16 protein-coding genes are annotated in these 18,365 nt (G+C 63.8%); 9 read left to right on the top strand and 7 right to left on the bottom strand.

The window, feature by feature from the left end; genetic code table 11:
- The first annotated feature begins 169 nt into the window (after positions 1 to 169).
- The 8 genes from FJ979_RS19385 to FJ979_RS19350 all read left to right on the top strand — a co-directional run bounded on the left by FJ979_RS19385 (position 170) and on the right by FJ979_RS19350 (position 9,061).
- Positions 170 to 1,480 carry a sugar ABC transporter substrate-binding protein gene (locus FJ979_RS19385; protein WP_140491344.1) on the top strand — a complete coding sequence of 437 codons (1,311 nt, stop codon included), beginning with the start codon at positions 170 to 172 and terminating at the stop codon, positions 1,478 to 1,480.
- 125 nt (positions 1,481 to 1,605) lie between these two features.
- On the top strand, positions 1,606 to 2,478 hold the full coding sequence (locus FJ979_RS19380) for a sugar ABC transporter permease (RefSeq protein WP_140491346.1): 873 nt from the start codon (positions 1,606 to 1,608) through the stop codon (positions 2,476 to 2,478).
- Positions 2,479 to 2,489: 11 nt separating this feature from the next.
- A complete protein-coding gene (locus FJ979_RS19375; RefSeq protein ID WP_140491348.1) occupies positions 2,490 to 3,314 on the top strand; it encodes a carbohydrate ABC transporter permease in 825 nt (274 codons plus the stop codon).
- Positions 3,315 to 3,374: 60 nt separating this feature from the next.
- Positions 3,375 to 4,379 (top strand): ABC transporter ATP-binding protein, encoded by a 1,005-nt coding sequence (locus FJ979_RS19370; RefSeq protein ID WP_140514369.1) that lies wholly within the window; start codon positions 3,375 to 3,377, stop codon positions 4,377 to 4,379.
- Positions 4,376 to 5,146 (top strand): L-iditol 2-dehydrogenase, encoded by a 771-nt coding sequence (locus FJ979_RS19365; protein WP_140582882.1) that lies wholly within the window; start codon positions 4,376 to 4,378, stop codon positions 5,144 to 5,146. The genes FJ979_RS19370 and FJ979_RS19365 overlap by 4 nt, the downstream gene beginning before the upstream one ends.
- Positions 5,147 to 5,306: 160 nt before the next feature.
- Entirely contained in the window at positions 5,307 to 6,785 is a 1,479-nt protein-coding gene (locus tag FJ979_RS19360) for a mannitol dehydrogenase family protein (protein WP_140582879.1), read from the top strand.
- 9 nt (positions 6,786 to 6,794) lie between these two features.
- The gene (locus tag FJ979_RS19355; RefSeq protein WP_140514364.1) at positions 6,795 to 7,478 is read left to right on the top strand and encodes an HAD family hydrolase; all 684 of its coding nucleotides are present in this window, start codon (positions 6,795 to 6,797) and stop codon (positions 7,476 to 7,478) included.
- Positions 7,475 to 9,061, top strand: coding sequence for an FGGY-family carbohydrate kinase (locus FJ979_RS19350; RefSeq protein ID WP_140582876.1), 1,587 nt, complete (start codon positions 7,475 to 7,477; stop codon positions 9,059 to 9,061). The genes FJ979_RS19355 and FJ979_RS19350 overlap by 4 nt, the downstream gene beginning before the upstream one ends.
- 8 nt (positions 9,062 to 9,069) lie before the next feature.
- Here FJ979_RS19350 and ugpC read toward each other — a convergent pair whose 3' ends face one another.
- From ugpC to FJ979_RS19320, 6 genes are all read right to left on the bottom strand, one after another.
- Positions 9,070 to 10,158 (bottom strand): sn-glycerol-3-phosphate ABC transporter ATP-binding protein UgpC, encoded by a 1,089-nt coding sequence (ugpC, locus tag FJ979_RS19345; protein WP_140491360.1) that lies wholly within the window; start codon positions 10,156 to 10,158, stop codon positions 9,070 to 9,072.
- Between the two features lie 2 nt (positions 10,159 to 10,160).
- Positions 10,161 to 11,207, bottom strand: coding sequence for an NAD(P)-dependent alcohol dehydrogenase (locus FJ979_RS19340; protein ID WP_140582873.1), 1,047 nt, complete (start codon positions 11,205 to 11,207; stop codon positions 10,161 to 10,163).
- A gap of 15 nt (positions 11,208 to 11,222) precedes the next feature.
- Entirely contained in the window at positions 11,223 to 12,035 is an 813-nt protein-coding gene (locus FJ979_RS19335) for a carbohydrate ABC transporter permease (RefSeq protein ID WP_140582869.1), read from the bottom strand.
- Positions 12,036 to 12,046: 11 nt separating this feature from the next.
- Complete coding sequence (locus FJ979_RS19330; protein WP_140582866.1) at positions 12,047 to 12,913, bottom strand: sugar ABC transporter permease; 867 nt, start codon at positions 12,911 to 12,913, stop codon at positions 12,047 to 12,049.
- A 154-nt stretch (positions 12,914 to 13,067) separates the two neighbouring features.
- The gene (locus FJ979_RS19325) at positions 13,068 to 14,339 is read right to left on the bottom strand and encodes an extracellular solute-binding protein (protein WP_140491369.1); all 1,272 of its coding nucleotides are present in this window, start codon (positions 14,337 to 14,339) and stop codon (positions 13,068 to 13,070) included.
- Positions 14,340 to 14,578: 239 nt separating this feature from the next.
- Complete coding sequence (locus FJ979_RS19320; protein ID WP_140559037.1) at positions 14,579 to 15,496, bottom strand: AraC family transcriptional regulator; 918 nt, start codon at positions 15,494 to 15,496, stop codon at positions 14,579 to 14,581.
- A gap of 255 nt (positions 15,497 to 15,751) precedes the next feature.
- Here FJ979_RS19320 and FJ979_RS19315 point away from each other — a divergent pair, with 255 nt between their 5' ends.
- Positions 15,752 to 17,155: an MATE family efflux transporter gene (locus FJ979_RS19315; protein ID WP_140582863.1), complete on the top strand. Its 1,404-nt coding sequence runs from the start codon at positions 15,752 to 15,754 to the stop codon at positions 17,153 to 17,155.
- A 48-nt stretch (positions 17,156 to 17,203) separates the two neighbouring features.
- Here the strand turns inward: FJ979_RS19315 and speB are convergent, their stop codons facing one another.
- Positions 17,204 to 18,259 (bottom strand): agmatinase, encoded by a 1,056-nt coding sequence (speB, locus tag FJ979_RS19310; RefSeq protein WP_140491375.1) that lies wholly within the window; start codon positions 18,257 to 18,259, stop codon positions 17,204 to 17,206.
- Between the last annotated feature and the right edge of the window lie 106 nt (positions 18,260 to 18,365).

Below are 18,365 nucleotides of genomic sequence, written 5' to 3'. Positions count from 1 at the left end.
GTTGTCGCCCGCTCCGCACCTGCGGGAAGGCCATTTGCAACGCGCCAGGTCGGCGCTCCTCCATCGAGTGTGCGCTGCACCATCGAATCTGGCTTGACATAATTCATTCTTAGTGAGTAATTGCTCACAGCCAAGGCAAATGCTCATCTTGGTCCATGGGAGGAATTTGATGAAACTTCGTACGCTCATCCTGGGCTTGTGCTCGGCCAGCGCGCTCGCGTTCGCGGCACATGCCGAATCCATCACCATCGCCACCGTCAACAATGGCGATATGGTCCGCATGCAGAAGCTGACCGACGACTTCACCAAGGCGAACCCCGACATCCAGCTCAACTGGGTGACGCTGGAAGAGAACGTGCTGCGCGAGCGCGTGACCACCGACATCGCCACCAAGGGCGGCCAGTATGACGTGATGACCATCGGCACCTACGAGGTCCCGATCTGGGCCAAGCAGAGCTGGCTGTTGCCGCTCGACAAGCTCGGCGACGACTACGACGCCAAGGACATCATCCCGGCGATCGCCGGCGGCCTCTCGGTCGACGGCAAGCTCTATGCCGCGCCCTTCTACGGCGAAAGCTCCTTCGTCATGTACCGCAAGGACCTGATGGAGAAGGCAGGGCTGAAGATGCCCGACGCGCCGACCTGGGACTTCATCAAGCAGGCCGCCGACAAGATGACCGACCGCGCCAATGGCGTGAACGGCGTTTGCCTGCGCGGCAAGGCCGGCTGGGGCGAGAACATGGCCTTCCTGACCGCCATGTCGAACTCCTTCGGCGCGCGCTGGTTCGACGAGAACTGGAAGCCGCAGTTCGACCAGCCCGAATGGAAGAACACCTTGCAGTTCTATGTCGACCTGATGAAGGCCGACGGCCCCGAGGGAGCGTCCTCCAACGGCTTCAACGAGAATTTGGCGCTGTTCCAGCAGGGCAAGTGCGGCATGTGGATCGACGCCACCGTCGCCGCCTCCTTCGTCTCCGATCCCAAGGCCTCGCAGGTCGCCGACAAGGTCGGTTACGCATTGGCGCCTGACAATGGGCTCGGCAAGCGCGGCAACTGGCTGTGGGCGTGGTCGCTGGCCATTCCCGCCGGCACGCAGAAGGCCGATGCCGCCGAGAAGTTCGTGTCATGGGCAACCAGCAAGCACTATGCAGAACTGGTCGCCTCGAAGGAAGGCTGGGCCAACGTTCCGCCGGGAACGCGCTCCTCGCTCTATGCCAATCCAGAGTACCAGAAGGCGGCTCCGTTCGCCAAGATGACGCTGGACTCCATCAATGCCGCCGACCCGACGCATCCGACCGTCAAGCCGGTGCCCTATGTCGGCGTGCAGTTCGTCGCCATCCCCGAATTCCAGGGCCTCGGCACGACCGTCGGCCAGCTGTTCTCGGCAGCCCTTGCCGGCCAGTCGAGCGTCGACGACGCGCTGAAGCAGGCCCAGGACGCCGCAACCGCGGCGATGACCGAGGGCGGCTACATCCAGTAAGGCTCCTCCCGGTGCCTAAGGCCGGTCGCCGACCATGGCCGGCAACGGCCGCCCGAAACCCAGTTCGGGCGGCCACTTCCCGACAGCTCGAGAAAATTCCGTCCGATCCTTGAAGGGTGACCGTCATGGCTACTCAGCAGACCCGTTCGCTTGCCCGTTTCATGATGGCGCCATCCGTCGTCCTGCTGCTCGTCTGGATGGTCGTTCCGCTGGCGCTCACGCTCTGGTTCTCCTTCCAGCAGTACAATCCGCTCAATCCGATCCGCGACGGCTTCGTCGGCTTCTCCAATTACGCGCTGTTCTATTCCAACCCGGCCTTCCTGCAATCGATCCTGAACACGCTGCTGATCGTCGTCAGCGTGCTTGTGATCACCGTGGTCGGCGGCATCCTGCTGGCGCTTTTGATCGACCAGCCGATGTGGGGCCAGGGTATCGTGCGCATCCTCGTCATCTCGCCGTTCTTCGTCATGCCGCCGGTGGCGGCCCTGGTCTGGAAGAACATGATCATGCATCCGCAATACGGCGTCTTCGCCGACATAGCGCGGTTCTTCGGCCTCCAGCCCATAGACTGGTTCGGACAATATCCGCTGACCGCCATCATCATCATCGTCGCCTGGCAGTGGCTGCCTTTCGCGACGCTCATTCTTTTGACTTCGCTTCAGTCGCTGGACGGCGAGCAGAAGGAGGCCGCCGAGATGGACGGCGCCGGCTTCATCAGCCGCTTCATCTACCTGACGCTGCCGCACATGTCGCGGGCGATCACCGTCGTCATCCTGATCCAGACGATCTTCCTGCTTTCGGTCTATGCCGAGATCCTCGTCACCACCAATGGCGGTCCGGGATACGCCTCCACCAACCTGCCCTTCCTGGTCTACCAGAAGGCACTGCTCGAATTCAAAATCGGCCAGGCCTCGGCCGGCGGCATCATCGCGGTCATTCTCGCCAACATCGTCGCCTTCTTCGCCATGCGCGCCGTCGGCAAGAACCTTGACAGGTAAGGGAGGAAAAGATGGCACGCGCAGTCACAACCCGGCACAAGACGATCGCGACGGCGGCCGCCTGGATCGTCGCCCTGCTGATCTTCTTCCCGATCCTCTACACGATCATCACTTCGTTCAAGTCGGAACAGGAGGCGATCCAGGGCTTCAACCTGATCCCGTCCGGGACCTTCGAGAGCTATTCCGAGGTCCAGGCGCAGAACGGCTATTTCAAGTTCTTCCTGAACTCGGTGCTGCTCTCGGTCGGCTCGACCATCCTGGCCCTGCTGGTCGCCATTCCGGCGGCCTGGTCGATGGCGTTCTCGCCGACCAAGCGGACCAAGGACATTTTGATGTGGATGCTGTCCACCAAGATGATGCCGGCCGTGGCCGTGCTGTTTCCGATCTACCTGATCTTCCGCGACACCGGCCTGCTCGACAGCCGCATCGGCCTGATGGTGATGCTGATGCTGATCAACCTGCCGATCGTGGTGTGGATGCTCTACACCTATTTCCGCGAAATCCCCGGCGAGATCCTGGAAGCGGCGCGCATGGACGGCGCCTCGCTGTGGAACGAGATCATCTATGTGCTCACACCCATGGCGGTGCCGGGCATCGCCTCGACCATGCTGCTCAACATCATCCTGGCCTGGAACGAAGCGTTCTGGACGATCCGGCTGACCACGACGGAAGCGGCACCCTTGACCGCCTTCATCAGCTCCTTCTCCAGCCCGCAAGGCCTGTTCTGGGCGAAGCTCTCGGCCGCCTCGACGCTGGCGATCGCGCCGATCCTGATCATGGGCTGGTTCAGCCAGAAGCAACTGGTGCGCGGCCTGACCTTCGGTGCGGTGAAGTAGGGGCGCCGTGAAGTAGCAGCGTGCGCCAGGCGGCGGACGGAAATCCACCGGGAGGAAAGCATGGGAAATATCACGCTCAAGAACGTCTCGAAATCCTTCGGCTCGACTTCGATCATTCCGAACATCGATCTCGTCATCGAGGACGGCGAGTTCGTCGTCTTCGTCGGCCCGTCGGGCTGCGGCAAGTCCACGCTGCTGCGCCTGATCGCCGGCCTGGAGGACACCAGCGGCGGCACCATCAACATTGACGGTCGCGACGTCACCGGCGAGGCGCCGGCCAAGCGCAAGCTTGCCATGGTGTTCCAGTCCTATGCGCTCTACCCGCACATGACGGTGGCCAAGAACATCGCCTTTCCGCTGAAGATGGCGGGCGAGGACCAGGCGACCATCGACAGGAAGGTGAAGGACGCCGCGCGCGTGCTCAACCTCACCAATTATCTGGAGCGCCGCCCCGGCCAGCTTTCCGGCGGCCAGCGCCAGCGCGTCGCCATCGGCCGCGCCATCGTGCGCCAGCCTTCGGCCTTCCTGTTCGATGAACCCCTATCCAACCTCGACGCGGCGCTGCGCGGAACGATGCGGCTGGAGATCAGCGAACTGCACCACCAGCTCAAGACGACGATGATCTACGTCACCCACGACCAGGTCGAGGCGATGACCATGGCCGACAAGATCGTCGTGCTGAATGCTGGAAATGTCGAGCAGGTTGGCTCGCCGATGGAGCTCTACAAGACGCCGAAGAACCTGTTCGTCGCCGGCTTCATCGGCTCGCCGAAAATGAACCTGATCGAAGGCGCCCCGGCGGCGAAGTACGGCGCCAAGACCATCGGCATCCGGCCCGAGCACATGGCGATCTCGACCACGGCGGGCGATTGGAAGGCAACAGTCGGTGTCGCCGAACACCTGGGATCCGACACCTTCCTGCATGTCCAGGCCGACGGTGTCGGCCCGCTGACGGTGCGCGCCGACGGCGAACTCAGCGTCCACCATGGCGACAGCATTTATCTCACGCCCGACAAGGCCAAGCTGCATCGCTTCGGCCCCGACGGCAAGGCGTCGGCGGCATGAGGCTGAAAGGCAAATCGGCGCTGATCACCGGGTCGGCGCGCGGCATCGGCAAGGCCCTCGCCGAAGCCTATGTCGGCGAAGGCGCCACCGTTGCCATAGCCGACATCAACCTCGAGGCGGCGCAAAAGACGGCCGCCGAGATCGGCGGCAAGGCCTATGCGGTCAAGCTCGATGTCACCGACCTCGCTTCCATCGACGCGGCGGTGAAGGCCGTCGAGACCAGGACCGGCGGTCTCGACATCCTGATCAACAACGCCGCTTTGTTCGACCTGGCGCCGATCGTCGACATTACCAAGGCGAGCTACGACAAACTGTTTTCCGTCAACGTCGCCGGCACGCTGTTCATGCTGCAGGCGGCCGCCCGCTCGATGATCGCGCGGGGCAAAGGCGGCAGGATCATCAACATGGCGAGCCAGGCCGGGCGGCGCGGCGAACCGCTGGTCGGCGTCTATTGCGCCACCAAGGCCGCCGTCATCTCGCTGACCCAGTCGGCGGGACTCGACCTGATCAAGCACCGCATCAACGTCAACGCCATCGCGCCCGGCGTCGTTGACGGTGAGCACTGGGATCATGTCGATGCGCTGTTCGCCAAGTTCGAAAACCGGCCGAAGGGCGAGAAGAAGAAGCTGGTCGGCGAGAGCGTGCCCTATGGCCGCATGGGCACGGCCCAGGACCTGACAGGCATGGCGGTCTTCCTCGCCAGCAGCGACGCCGAATATATCGTCGCCCAGACCTACAATGTCGATGGCGGCCAGTGGATGAGTTGAGGCGGGGGCGGCCTCTTCTCCCCGTGCCTCCGCGGGGAGAAGAGGCCAACATCAAGGTGGCGGCCGCATCGCCTCGGAAGGCATGTGCCGCTTCCTACCCTCTCCCGGTGAAGGGGAGAGAAGGGTAACGAAGGCCGCAACCCGGCCAAAGGGTAAACAGATGACCGTGAAACTCTCTTCCGCCAATCTCGCCAACCTGCCGGCCAGGGTCGCAGGTCCGAAATACGACCGCGCAGCGCTGAAGGCCGGCATCGTGCATTTCGGCGTCGGCAACTTCCACCGCTCGCACCAGGCCGTCTATCTCGACGAGCTGTTCAATTCGGGCGTCGGCCACGACTGGGCGCTGGTCGGCGCCGGCGTGTTCGAGGGCGAGAAGATCGGCCGCGGCAAACTGGAAGAGCAGGACTGGCTGACGACGGTGGTCGAGCAGGACGAGGGTCATATGAGCGCCCGCGTCACCGGCGCCATGATCGACTTCCTGACGCCGGGCGATGCCGCCGCCATCATCGAACGGCTGGCCGATCCGGCGATCAAGATCGTGTCGTTGACCATCACCGAAGGCGGCTATTTCATCGATCCTGCCTCCGGCGTGTTCAACCCGACGCATCCCGATATCGTCGCCGATGCGCAGCCGGGCGCGACGCCGAAGACCGTGTTCGGCATCATCCTCGCCGGCCTGGTGCGGCGGCGCGGCGATGGCATCGCACCGTTCACGGTGATGTCCTGCGACAACATTCCCCACAACGGCCATGTCACCTCGGATGGCGTCATCGGGCTGGCCCGCCTGATCGACGAGGATCTGGCGGCCTGGGTCGGCGGCAATGTCGCTTTCCCGAACGCGATGGTCGACCGCATCACGCCGGCCACGTCGGACCGCGAACGCGCGATCCTGGCCAAGGATTTCGGCGTCGAGGACAATTGGCCTGTCTTTTGCGAACCCTTCCGGCAATGGGTGCTGGAAGACCATTTCACCGACGGCCGGCCGCCGCTTGAAAAGGTCGGCGTGCAGTTCGTCAAAAACGTCGCGCCCTACGAGCTGATGAAGATCCGCATCCTCAATGGCGGCCATGCCACCATCGCCTATCCGGCCGGGCTGATGGACATCCATTTCGTGCATGAGGCGATGCAGGAGCCGCTGGTGCGCGGCTTTCTCGACAAGCTCGAGCATGACGAAATCATCCCGACCGTGCCGCCGGTGCCGGACACGGTCCTGGAGGATTATTACCAGCTCATCGAAAAGCGCTTTTCCAACCCCAAGATCGGCGACACGGTGCGCCGGCTCTGTCTCGACGGTTCCAATCGCCAGCCGAAATTCATCATCCCGACCATCGCCGACCGCTTGAAGGCGGGAAAGAGCGTCGCCGGCCTGGCACTTGAATCGGCGCTGTGGTGCCGCTACTGCTTCGGCACGACGGACAGCGGCGCGGTCATCGAGCCCAACGATCCGAACTGGGACCGCATGCAGGCGACGGCAAAGGCGGCAAAGGACGCGCCCGCCGCCTGGCTTGCGATGGAAGACATCTATGGCGATGTCGGGCGCGCCACCGCGTTCGTCGAGGCTTTCGCGCATGCATTGAACCTGCTGTGGACGGATGGCACGCGCGCCACGCTGACGCGCTACCTCGCCGGCAAGCTCTGAAACGGGACCATGGCGCCGGAACTGGTCATTTTCGACTGCGACGGCGTGCTGGTGGACAGCGAGGCGCTGTCGGTCTCGGCACTGCTCGGCATGATCGCGCTTGCCGGCGGCAGTATCGGCGAGGATACGGCCTACGAGCATTTCCTCGGCAAGAGCATGAAAAGCGTGCGCGAGATCCTCGCCCGCGACTTCGGCCTGCCCATCACCGATCAGCACCTGACCACGATGCGTGTCGAATTGATGCGCAAATTCCGCGAGGAGCTGAAGCCAATCGCCGGCGTCAAGGAAGTGCTGCCGAGGCTCGGCTTGCCGTTCTGCGTCGCCTCCTCGGGCACGCTCGACCGCATCCGCTATACGCTCGACGTCACCGGCCTGCTCGGATTGATGGAGCCGCATCTGTTCAGTGCCGGCATGGTGGCCAGGGGCAAGCCGGCGCCCGACCTGTTCCTTCATGCCGCCGCCTCGATGCGGGCGCATCCGCGCAAATGCCTTGTGATCGAGGACAGCCCCGCCGGCGTCGCGGCGGCGCGGGCGGCTGATATGCGCGTGTTCGCCTTCACCGGCGGCGCGCATGCCGGCAACCCTGCCCTGAAAGCGCGGCTTGCGTCGAGTGAGCCGGACTTTATATTCGCTGACATGCTGCAATTGCCCGATCTGATTGCAGGCCTGGGAGCGAGAGACAGAGCATCTTGACGAAACAGTTCGTTTGCGCGGTCGATGTCGGCACCGGGAGCGCCCGCGCGGGCATTCTCGACACCAGTGGCACCTTGCTCGGCCGCGCCGAGCACCCGATCGCCATGCACCAGCCGAAGGCCGATCACGCCGAGCATGATTCGCGCGATATCTGGTCAGCCGTGTGCGCCGCGGTGCGTGCGGCCCGCGAAAAATCCGGTGTTGCCGCCGAGGACATTGCCGGCATTTCCTTCGATGCCACCTGCTCGCTGGTCGTGCGCGACAGGCAAGGCGGCCAGCTCAGCGTTTCGGTGACCGGAGAGGAGCGCTGGGACACCATCGTCTGGCTCGATCACCGCGCCATCGCCGAGGCCGACGAATGCACGGCGAGCGGCCACGAGGTGCTCGACTATATCGGCGGCGTGATGTCGCCGGAAATGGCGACGCCGAAGCTGATGTGGCTGAAGCGAAACCTGCCGAAGACCTGGAATGAAGCCGGCTATCTATTCGACCTCACCGACTTCCTGACCTGGCAGGCGACGGGGTCGCTGGCCCGCTCGCAGTGCACGCTGACCGCCAAATGGACCTATCTGGCGCACCGGGAACCCGCATGGCAGCGCGATTTCTTCGAACTCGTCGGCCTCGGCGACCTCTTCGAGCACGGCAATCTGCCCGAAAGGGCCAGTCCGGTCGGCGCCTACATCGGCTCTTTGAGCGCGCAAGCAGCGGCGGAGCTCGGCCTGACGGAGACATGCCGGGTCGGCGCCGGGGTGATCGATGCCTATGCCGGTGCGCTTGGCGTGCTCGGCGGGTTTGCCGGCGACGAGCGGAATATCGGCCGTCATTTGGCGCTGATCGCCGGCACATCCTCCTGCGTCATGGCGATGTCACCCGATCCGCAGCCCTTCGCCGGGGTCTGGGGGCCATACTACGGCGCCGCGCTACCGAAGCTGTGGCTGTCGGAGGGCGGCCAGTCGGCCACCGGCGCCCTGCTCGACCACATCATCCGCTGGCACGGCGCGGGCGGCGAGCCGAACGCGGCCATGCATGCGAGGATTGCAAGCCGCGTCGCCGAGCTGCGCGCGGCGGAGGGCGATGCCCTTGCCGGCCGGCTGCATGTGCTGCCCGACTTTCACGGCAACCGCTCGCCGCTCGCCGACCCGCATGCGGTCGGCGTGGTCAGCGGCCTTACGCTGGATTCCTCCTTCGACAGCCTGTGCCGGCTTTACTGGCGCACCGCCGTGAGCATCGCGCTCGGCGTGCGCCATGTGCTGGAAGCGCTGAACGAGAACGGCTATCTCATCGACACGCTGCATGTCACCGGCGGCCACACCAAAAATCCCCTCTTGATGGAACTCTATGCCGACGCCACCGGCTGCACGGTGGTCGAGCCGCTGGCCGACGAGGCGGTGCTGCTCGGCACAGGCATGGTGGCTGCGACCGCCGCCAGGCTTTTCCCCGACCTCAACGCGGCCTGTCTGGCCATGCAGCAGGGCGGCAGGACCCGCGCCGCCAACCCGGCCGCCGGCGCCCGCTTCGATCGCGACTACCGGATTTTCCTGGAGATGCACCGGCAACGCCAGGCGCTCGACGCGATCCAGTAGAACGCGCCTTACCGTGTCAACAAGGATAGGCCGGACTTGGCATCGAACAGATGCATATCCGATTCGTCAAACGTATAGCGGACATCGCTGCGGATAGTTGGGCAGACGCGGCTGGGAACGAGTGCGCTGATCTCCTTGCCGCCAAGAGCGAATGTCACCAGTGCATCGTTGCCATGAAACTCGATGAGATCGGCCGTTCCCGCCAGGAAATTTCCGGCGCTGCCGGGGGTCGCGGGCTTGAGATCCGGAGGCCTGATGCCAAGCACCGCCTGCTCGCCATGTTGTAGCTTGAAGCGCGAGCCGTCGAGGGTGAAGACAGTTCCGCCATTGGTCAGCGTCCAGCCATTTTCTTTCCGGGCCACTGTCACATCGATGAAATTCATGTTCGGCGTGCCGATGAAGCCGGCAACGAACAGATTGCCCGGCCGCTCGTAGATTTCCGCCGGCGAGCCGACCTGCTCGATGACGCCGTCCTTTAGCAGCACGATGCGGTCGGCGAGCGTCATCGCTTCGAGCTGGTCATGGGTGACATAGACGGTGGTGGTCTTCAGCGACTGGTGCAGCCGCGCGATCTCGACGCGCATGTGGTTGCGCAGCTTGGCGTCGAGATTGGACAGCGGCTCGTCGAACAGGAAGACTTTCGGCGTCTTGATCATGGCGCGCGCGATCGCCACGCGCTGCTGCTGGCCGCCGGAAAGCTCGGCCGGCTTGCGGCCGAGATAGGGTTCCAGCCCGAGCGTCCTTGACACCGCTTCGACCCGCTTCTGGATCTCGGCCGCCGGCACTTTCTGGCGCCGCAGCCCGAAGGCGATGTTGTCGAAGATCGTCATGTGGGGGTACAGTGCGTAGTTCTGGAACACCATGGCGATGCCGCGGTCGCCCGGATCGAGATCGTTGACCACCTTGCCGCCGATCGAGACCTCGCCGCCGCTGATGTCCTCCAGCCCCGCCAACATGCGCAGCAAGGTCGACTTGCCACAGCCGGACGGGCCAAGGAACACGACGAACTCGTGCTCCTCGATCGAGAGATTGAGGTCGCGGATGACCGTCGTGGTGCCATAGGCCTTGTCGACATGAGAACAGGTGATCGCGGACATGGTCAGCCCTTTTCGCCGCTGAGCAGGATCTGCAGCTTGACGTCCTGCGGATGCGCTGCCGCCGCCCGCTCGAAAGCCTCGATGCTGTCGGAGAAGGGATAGGTGCCGGTGATCAGCGGCTTGAGATCGACCTTGCCGGAAGCGATGAGCTGCAAAGCGCGGTCGAAAATGTTGGCATAGCGGAACACGGTTTCGATGCGCACTTCCTTCGATATGGCCGCCGGCACGTTGAGCGACACCGGCTCCACCGGCAGCCCGACGAGCACCACCGCGCCGCCGGGGCGCACGACGTCGAACAAATCAGCGAAGGCCTTGGGGCTGCCGCTGGCCTCGAAGACGATGTCCGCACCCCAGCCATCGGTGGCCGCGCGTACCGCATCGACCAGCGGCTGCTCGCCGATGTTGACCGGAACGACGCCGGGATAGCGCCCGGCAATTTCGAGCTTGGGCGCGGAGAAGTCGGAAATCAGCACTTTCGAGCAGCCGCCGGCCAGGGCGGCCAGCGCGATCATGATGCCGATCGGGCCACAGCCGACCACAGCCGCCACGTCACCCGGAACGATGCGCGCGCGCGCCGCCGCCTGCATGCCGATGGCGAAAGGTTCGACCATCGCGCCTTCGGCGAAGGAGACGTTGTCGGGCAGCCTGTAGGTGAACGCCGCCGGATGCACGGCTTGCGGCGCCAGAATGCCGTGCACCGGCGGCGTCGCCCAGAAGGTGACGTCCGGGTCGACATTGTAGATGCCGAGTTTTGTCGCCCGCGACGACAGGTTCGGTACGCCCGGTTCCATGCAGACGCGATCGCCGACCTTCAGCGTCCGGACATTGGCGCCGATCTCGACGATCGTTCCGGACGCTTCGTGGCCGAGCACCATCGGCGCGCGCACGACATAGCTGCCGATGGCGCCATGGGTGTAATAATGCACGTCGCTACCGCAGACGCCGACCGTGTGGATGGCGATCCTGACGTCGTCCGGCCCGACCTCGAGCGGCAACGCGATTTCGCGCAGCGACAGCTCGCCCTTTTTCTCAAGCACCAGTGCCCGCATCGTGTCGTCCTCGCTTCAAGTCTTTTTTTTCCGGAAAACGGAATTCAGGAAGCCGCTGAGCACGCCGAGAAACAACAGCGGCGGCAGCGACAGAAGCACGACCGAGGCGTTCAGGATTCCCCATGGCACGTTCATGCCTTGCTGGGAGAGTTCCGAGGCGACGATCGGCAAGGTCTTGGCGTTGGAGCTCGACAGCATCAGCGCGATCAGGAACTCGTTCCAGACCAGCACGAAACTGAAAGCCACCGCACCGATCAGCGAACGCGCCGCGACCGGCAGCGCAATCCTCCAGAACACCGAATAGGCGCCGTAGCCATCGACGAAGGCGGCTTCCTCGACCTCCTTCGGCACGGCCTGGAAGGCAGGAATGGCGAGCCACATGATCACCGAGATGGTGAGCAGGCAATAGGTGACGATCAGCGCGGCGAGCGTGTCGTAAAGCCCGAGCTGAAGCCAGATCACCATCAGCGGGATGGCGACCGCCACCGGCGGCAGGAAGCGAAGCGACAAAACGAAGAACTGGATGTCGCCGGCCCAGCGGTTCGGGTAGCGCGCCACCGCGTAAGCCGCCGGCAGGCCGAGCACCACGCCGATCAGCACCGCGCAACCGCAGGCGACGACCGAATTGTAGAGGCCGGTCATGACGCTGTCGCGGCCGACGATATAGCTGATGTTGGCCAGCGTCGGCGTGAACACCAGGCGCGGGACGCGGGTGATGATGTCGACATTGTTCTTCAGCGAATTGAGCGCCGTCCAGAGCAACGGAAACACGGCCATGAAACCGGCAAACGCCAGCACGGTCTTGCCGATCAGGCGGCCAGGTCTCATGCGATATGACCTCATGCCTGCACCCGCCTCCACAGCATGGTGAAGGTGATGACCGTGGCGATCATCATCAGCACCGCCATCGCCGAGGCGTAAGAGACCTTGCCGGACTCGATGAAGCCTTGCGAGAAGGCGTACATGTCGAGCGTCTCGGTTGCCACGCCCGGACCGCCGCGGGTCATCACATAGATCAGATCGAAGGAGCGCAGCGATTCGATCATCTTGACGAACATCAGGCTGACCAGCGGCGCCTTCAGCATCGGCAAGGTCACATAGGCGTGGATCTGCCAGCGTTTGGCATGGTCGAGCCGGGCCGCCTCGATCGGCTGCGGCGGCAGCGTTTCCAGGAGCTTCAGCACGATGACGGCGAAGAACAGGCCCCATTGCCAGACATCGACCGATGCGACCGCGAACAACGCCGTCGACGGCTTGGACAGCGGATCGAAGATCAGCCCACCGGTCAGCAGTCGGTAGGGGTAAGTGGCGATGCCGTAGAGCGGATGATAGGCGAACTTCCAGACGAAGGCCGCCGAGACGCGCGGCAGCAGGACCGGGATGATGAACAGCAGACAGTAGATGTTGCGCAGGCGCGGCGACGCGACCTCGAACATCAGGACGCCCAAGCCGATGGCGACCGTCATTGTCGCGATGACCGTGACGAATTCCCATTTCACCGACACCCAGACGGCGTTGAGAAAGCGGCGGTCGACGAACAGGTCGGCGAAATTCGAGAACCAGACATAGGAATAGGCTGTCGAGCTGAGTTCACGGTTCTGCAGGGCGATGACGACCGCGTAGAGCGTCGGCACCATCGACAGCACCAGAAGGATGGCGAGTGTCGGCACGACGAAGGTGACCGGCAGGGATGAGCGTCGCGGCATCTGTCTAACCTCTGCTGCGTCTCGAACGATTGAGCATGACTGACCTTTCGCGCGAAGGCTGGCTCAAACCGCAATGATGAACCAAGACCTGCGGCGCACAGGTTCCGGCGCTCCACCGAATGCCGTGGACCGCGCGCCGCAGGGGGAGGATGGCTTATTTCTTCACCAGCTCGTTGGCATAAGCCTCGAGTTCGTTTAGGCCGCCCTTGATATCGGTGCGGGTGCCGGTGACCAGTTCCTCGAGGATGATGCCCCAGCGGTCGCCGAGATCGGGCCAGCGCGGGTCCTGCCAGAAATTGACCGCCGTGACTTTGCCGGTTTCGGCCAGTGCCTGGCCGAGATCGGCGCCGTAAATATCGGCGAATTCCTTGCTGGCCAGGATGCTGGTGCGGTTCAGCTCGCCGAACTGGTGGGCGTCGAGCCGGCGCTTCTCGTTTTCCTTCGATGTTGCCCAGGCGATGAACAGGCCGGCGCATTTCTTCGACGCGTCGTCGGCATTGGCCTTCGTCGCGATGGCGAGGCCATGGCCGTAACCGCCGCCCGGCAGTGGCGACGGCGGCGGCATGAAGCCGATGTTGCCGACGACCTGCGAGGTCTTCGGATCGACCGCCATGCCCGACAGCGGCGTCGATTCGACCAGGATCGCGACCTGGCCCGACAGGAAGGCGCCGGTCGATTCATCCCAGCTGCCGGTCTGCGTGCCGGGCGCCGAATCCTTGAACAGTTTCAGGTAGGTCTCGGTCGCCTTGACCGCGGCATCCGAATTGAAGGCCGGCTTGTCACCGTCGAACCACTGGCCGCCATAGGCCTTGAAGAAGGGCATCCAGCGCCAGACATTGGCGCCCGAACCGCGCGCGCCGCGCAGCGCGATGCCATACATGCCCTTGTCCGGATTGGTCAGCTTCGGCACGTCGGCGATCAGCTCGTCGAGCGTCTTCGGCGGCTGGATGCCGGCGGCCTCCAGCACGTCCTTGCGGTAGACCATCAGGTCGCCGCCGCCGGTCAGCGGTGCGAACCAGACCTTGCCGTCATAGGTGGCGACCTTCTGGCGGCCGGGGTCGAAATCGGCATAGTCGTAGTCGGCCGGATAATAGTCGGCCAGCGGCACGATCCATTTCGAGGAAGCGAACAGCGCGACATTGGCTTCGTCGACATAGTAGACGTTGTAGTTGCCGACCGTCGACGCGTCGGCGCGCGATTTTGCCCGGCGGTCGTTCTCGTTGAGGTAGTCGATCTGGAAGCCGGCGCCGGCAAGCTTCTCGAACTCGGCCTTGGAGTCCTCCAGAAGCGTCAGGCCGTCACGTGGCTGCGCCAGCACCTTGACCGGCGCCGAGCAGACCGGCGCCTGCGCCAAAGCGATGGTGGAAACGGTAGCGGAAAGCATGAAAGCTGCACCAAGGCTGGCAGCGAGCCGAATTGGTTTCATTATTTTCTCCTCCAGGAACACGTCGCAGGAAGCGGACGTCCTCGGGTTGCGCGATCCTCACCATCGCCCGAGCGACTTGCCACCCATCGCCAAAATGCGGAGTTGCAGCGGCTCGCGCTAGAAGCCCCGTTGCAGAAGACCTGTACTTTTATGCATTGTGCGGCGCAAAATAGCCCGCCCCGTGACGAAGTCCGTCACACGAGTATCGATCGCATCTAAGCCGTTGATTTAGGGCGTGCTTACGCGCGCATCGCCAGCCGCTGCCGCGACAGCTTGCGATAGGATGACGGCGTCATCTTGTGCTTGCGCATGAAGGCGCGGTTGAAATTGGAGATGTTCATATAGCCGACCTGGAAACAGATGTCGGTGATCGGAATATCGGTATCGGCCAGCAGCTTGCAGGCCTGCCACAGCCTCAGCTTGGCAAGGTGGTCACTGAAGGAATTGCCGGTGTTCTTCTGGAAGAAGCGCGAGAATGTGCTCTCGGTCATCCCAGCGAGCGCCGCCACATCAGGCAGCTTCAGATCCTCGGCGAAATGCTGGAACAGATAGGTCAGCGTGCGCTGGATGATGTCGAGCGAGGCGGCATCCAGAACAGGGGAGAAATCCGGCGAGGACAACAGCTCGTATTCGTCGGTCCTGGCGAGGAGATCGACGAGGTTCAGGAACAGGCAGAACCTGGTTAGCCCGCTGACCTCCCCCATCCGTTCCATCAGCTCGGCGCCTTCCAATGCCGTGCGGCCATGAAAAACCATGCCGCGCAGCGACCGCTCCAGGAACGGCTCCAGTTCGCGCAGTTCGGGCAACAGGCCAGCCGACCCGCGCAGCCTCTCGGCATCGAACTGGAGGACGATGTCGCGGCCTTCGATCAGCTCGCCCGGCTGCACCGCCGTCACCCAATCATGCGGCAGCCCGCCGCCGACAATGGTCAAGTAACCCGGTCCGAACTCGCCGATGTGGTCGCCGACCAGCACGACGCCGGAGGATTTTCGCAACAGGTGGATTTCGTACTCCGGATGGAAATTCCAGACATTGCGCTCCCAGGGATAGTCGTCCAGCCGCCACAGGAAACTGTCGCTCGCCTCGGTGACGATATGTTCGAAGGCCGGCGCCGTGCGCGGGATCGCGGCCGGATTTTTCCTGCGCCTGAACTGCATCCTTCCCTCCCGGCAATTCGCCGGCTGCTCATGTCTCCTGATGATCCCGTAGCAGCCCCTGGCCGGCAAGGGAACGAGACGCAGGCATCTCCCTGAAATGCCGCTGGCTCAATCTCTTCCGGTGCCTCCTCCCTTGCCTTCATGTCGCATTTCGTTCAAGAGACGGCGCAAACGCCGCGAAACTGAAGGTTTTGCCGTTTGACACGCGGCTTCCGGCTTTTTGCCGACGCGCCGCGACCTTGAAAGAGCGGAACAATGTCTGCGATCGAAGCCGGCGCTCGCGCGCCGGAAAATCTTTGGCGTCAGGAAATCAGGGCGACTTTGGCGCTCGCCTGGCCCATGGTGCTGACCAATCTCGGCCAGACCGCCATGACGGCCACCGACGTCATGATGATGGGCAGGCTGGGGGCGGACACGCTGGCCAGCGGCGCGCTTGGCGCCAATCTCTATTTCATGCCGCTGATCTTCGGCCTCGGCCTGATGCTGGCGACCTCGCCGATGATGGCGACCGAGCTCGGCCGCCGCCGTCATTCGGTGCGCGACCTGCGCCGCACCGTGCGCCAGGGCCTGTGGCTGGCGATCCTCATCTGCATCCCGATCTGGATCTTCCTCTGGCACGGCGAGAACGTGCTGCTCGCCATGGGCCAGGAGCCCGCTCTGGCGCACAGCGCCGGCATCTACCTGCGCTGGCTGGAATGGGCGGTGCTGCCCTTCTACGGCTATATCGTGCTGCGTTCCTTCATATCGGCGCTGGAGCGGCCGGGCTGGGCATTGATAATCGTCTTTGTCGCCGTCGCCTGCAACGCGCTCTTCAACTGGGTGTTCATGTTCGGCAATCTCGGTGTTGCGGCCATGGGCATATCAGGCTCGGGCCTTGCCACCTCGCTGTCCTCAACGCTGATGTTCGTCGGCATGGCCGCCGTGGTGATGTGGGAGAAGAAATTCAGGCGCTATCATCTGTTCGGCCGCTTCTGGCGGTCCGACTGGCCGCGCTTCAAGGGCCTGCTGCGGCTCGGCCTGCCGATCGCGGGCATCCTCGCTTTCGAGGTGACGATCTTCAACGCCGCGGCGCTGCTGATGGGCCTGATCGACGCGGATTCGCTTGCCGCGCACGCCATCGCCATCCAGATCGCGTCGATCTCCTTCATGGTGCCGCTCGGCCTCAACCAAGCGGTGACGGTGCGCGTCGGGCTTGCGCATGGCGCCGGCAATCCGGAAGGCGTCTCGCGCGCCGGCTGGACCGCCTTCGTCATCGGCGTCTCGTTCATGGCCCTGATGGGCCTGATAATGATCCTGTGGCCGCATCTCCTGATCAGCGCCTTCATCGACCTGGCCAATCCGGCCAATGCCAGGGTGATCACGCTTGCCGTATCGTTCCTGGTCTTCGCGGCCCTGTTCCAGGTCTTCGATGGCGCGCAAGCGGTTGCCGCCGGCATGCTGCGCGGCCTGCACGACACCAAGGTGCCGATGATCTATGCCGCCATCGGCTACTGGGGCGTCGGCCTGCCGCTGGGCGTGCTGCTCGCCTTCCCGTTCGGCTTCCATGGCGTCGGCATCTGGATCGGGCTGTCCAGCGGACTGGCGGTGGTGGCGGCGCTGCTTCTGGCGCGCTGGCTACGGCGGGATCGCCTCGCGCCGCCGCTGGTGTTCGAACACTGATGCAGAGGGCCGCCGGGTTGTCCGGTGGCCTTTCCGTCATTGTCGGCGTCAGCTGTTTTTGAGCGCCGGGCTGAACACCATCAGGCTCAGTATTTCGAACAGCACCTGGGCGCCGGCATGCGCGGTGTTGGTGGTCGCATCATATTGCGGCGCCACCTCGACCACGTCGCCGCCGACGATGTTGAGGCCTTTGAGGCCGCGCAGCAGTTCGAGCACTTCCCGAGTCGTCAGGCCGCCGACTTCCGGCGTGCCGGTGCCCGGCGCGAAGGCCGGATCGACGCTGTCGATGTCGAAGGAAACATAGGTCGGTCCGTCGCCGACTATTCTGCGCGCCTTCTCGATAATGGCGGGGATACCGAGGCCGGTCACCTCCTCGGCATGGATCACGGTCATGCCGGATTCGTAGGTGAACTCCCACAGATATTCGGCCGAGCCGCGGATGCCGATCTGGATGGTGCGCGTCGGGTCGAGCACGCCATCGAGCACCGCGTTGCGGAACGGGCCGCCATGGTGGAACTTGGTCATGTCGAACAAGCCGCTTGTATCGCAATGGGCGTCGATGTGGATGAGGCCGACCGGGGCCTTCTTGCCGACGGCCTTCAGGATCGGATGGCTGATCGAATGGTCGCCGCCGACCGACAATGGAATGACGCCGGCATCGACGATCTGGTTGGTGCGGCGCTCGATGTCCTCATGGCAGGTCTCGAGTCGGTAGCGGCTCTGGAACGGCACGTCGCCGATGTCGGCGACCCTGAGCTCATGCGTCGGTGCGCATTCCAGCACGTGATTGTAGGGGCCGATGCGCTCGATGGCGCGCAGCGCCCGCGGCCCGAAGCGGGAGCCCGGCCGGTTGGTGACGCCGAGATCCATCGGCACGCCTGTTATCGCCACCTGCAAATCGCCGAAATCCGGGTTGTCGGCCGATATTTCGCGATAGGGTGCGGCGAGGAAGGTGGGGATACCGGAATAGGGCGCCAGCCGCGTGCCTGACTTGGAGAATATCTTGTCGGCGACCTTGCGGAACTTCGGGTCGAACATCTCGCCGCCATGGCTCTCGCCATATTTGCGGCGCAACGCGTCGAGCTTGCCGCTGTCATAACCCATGTCGGTTTTCTCCTGTCTGTTTCTCCGGAGTGTCCGGTAGCGCTTTGGAAAAATCAATTGCGTTCGGACGGGTTGGCTGCCGCAGGTCTTTCTTTTTGTCGGGCCA

It is taken from the genome of Mesorhizobium sp. B1-1-6 (assembly GCF_006443035.1).
In the GTDB taxonomy this organism is placed as follows: Bacteria; Pseudomonadota; Alphaproteobacteria; order Rhizobiales; family Rhizobiaceae; genus Mesorhizobium.
This window is presented reverse-complemented; position numbering and strand designations above follow the sequence as displayed.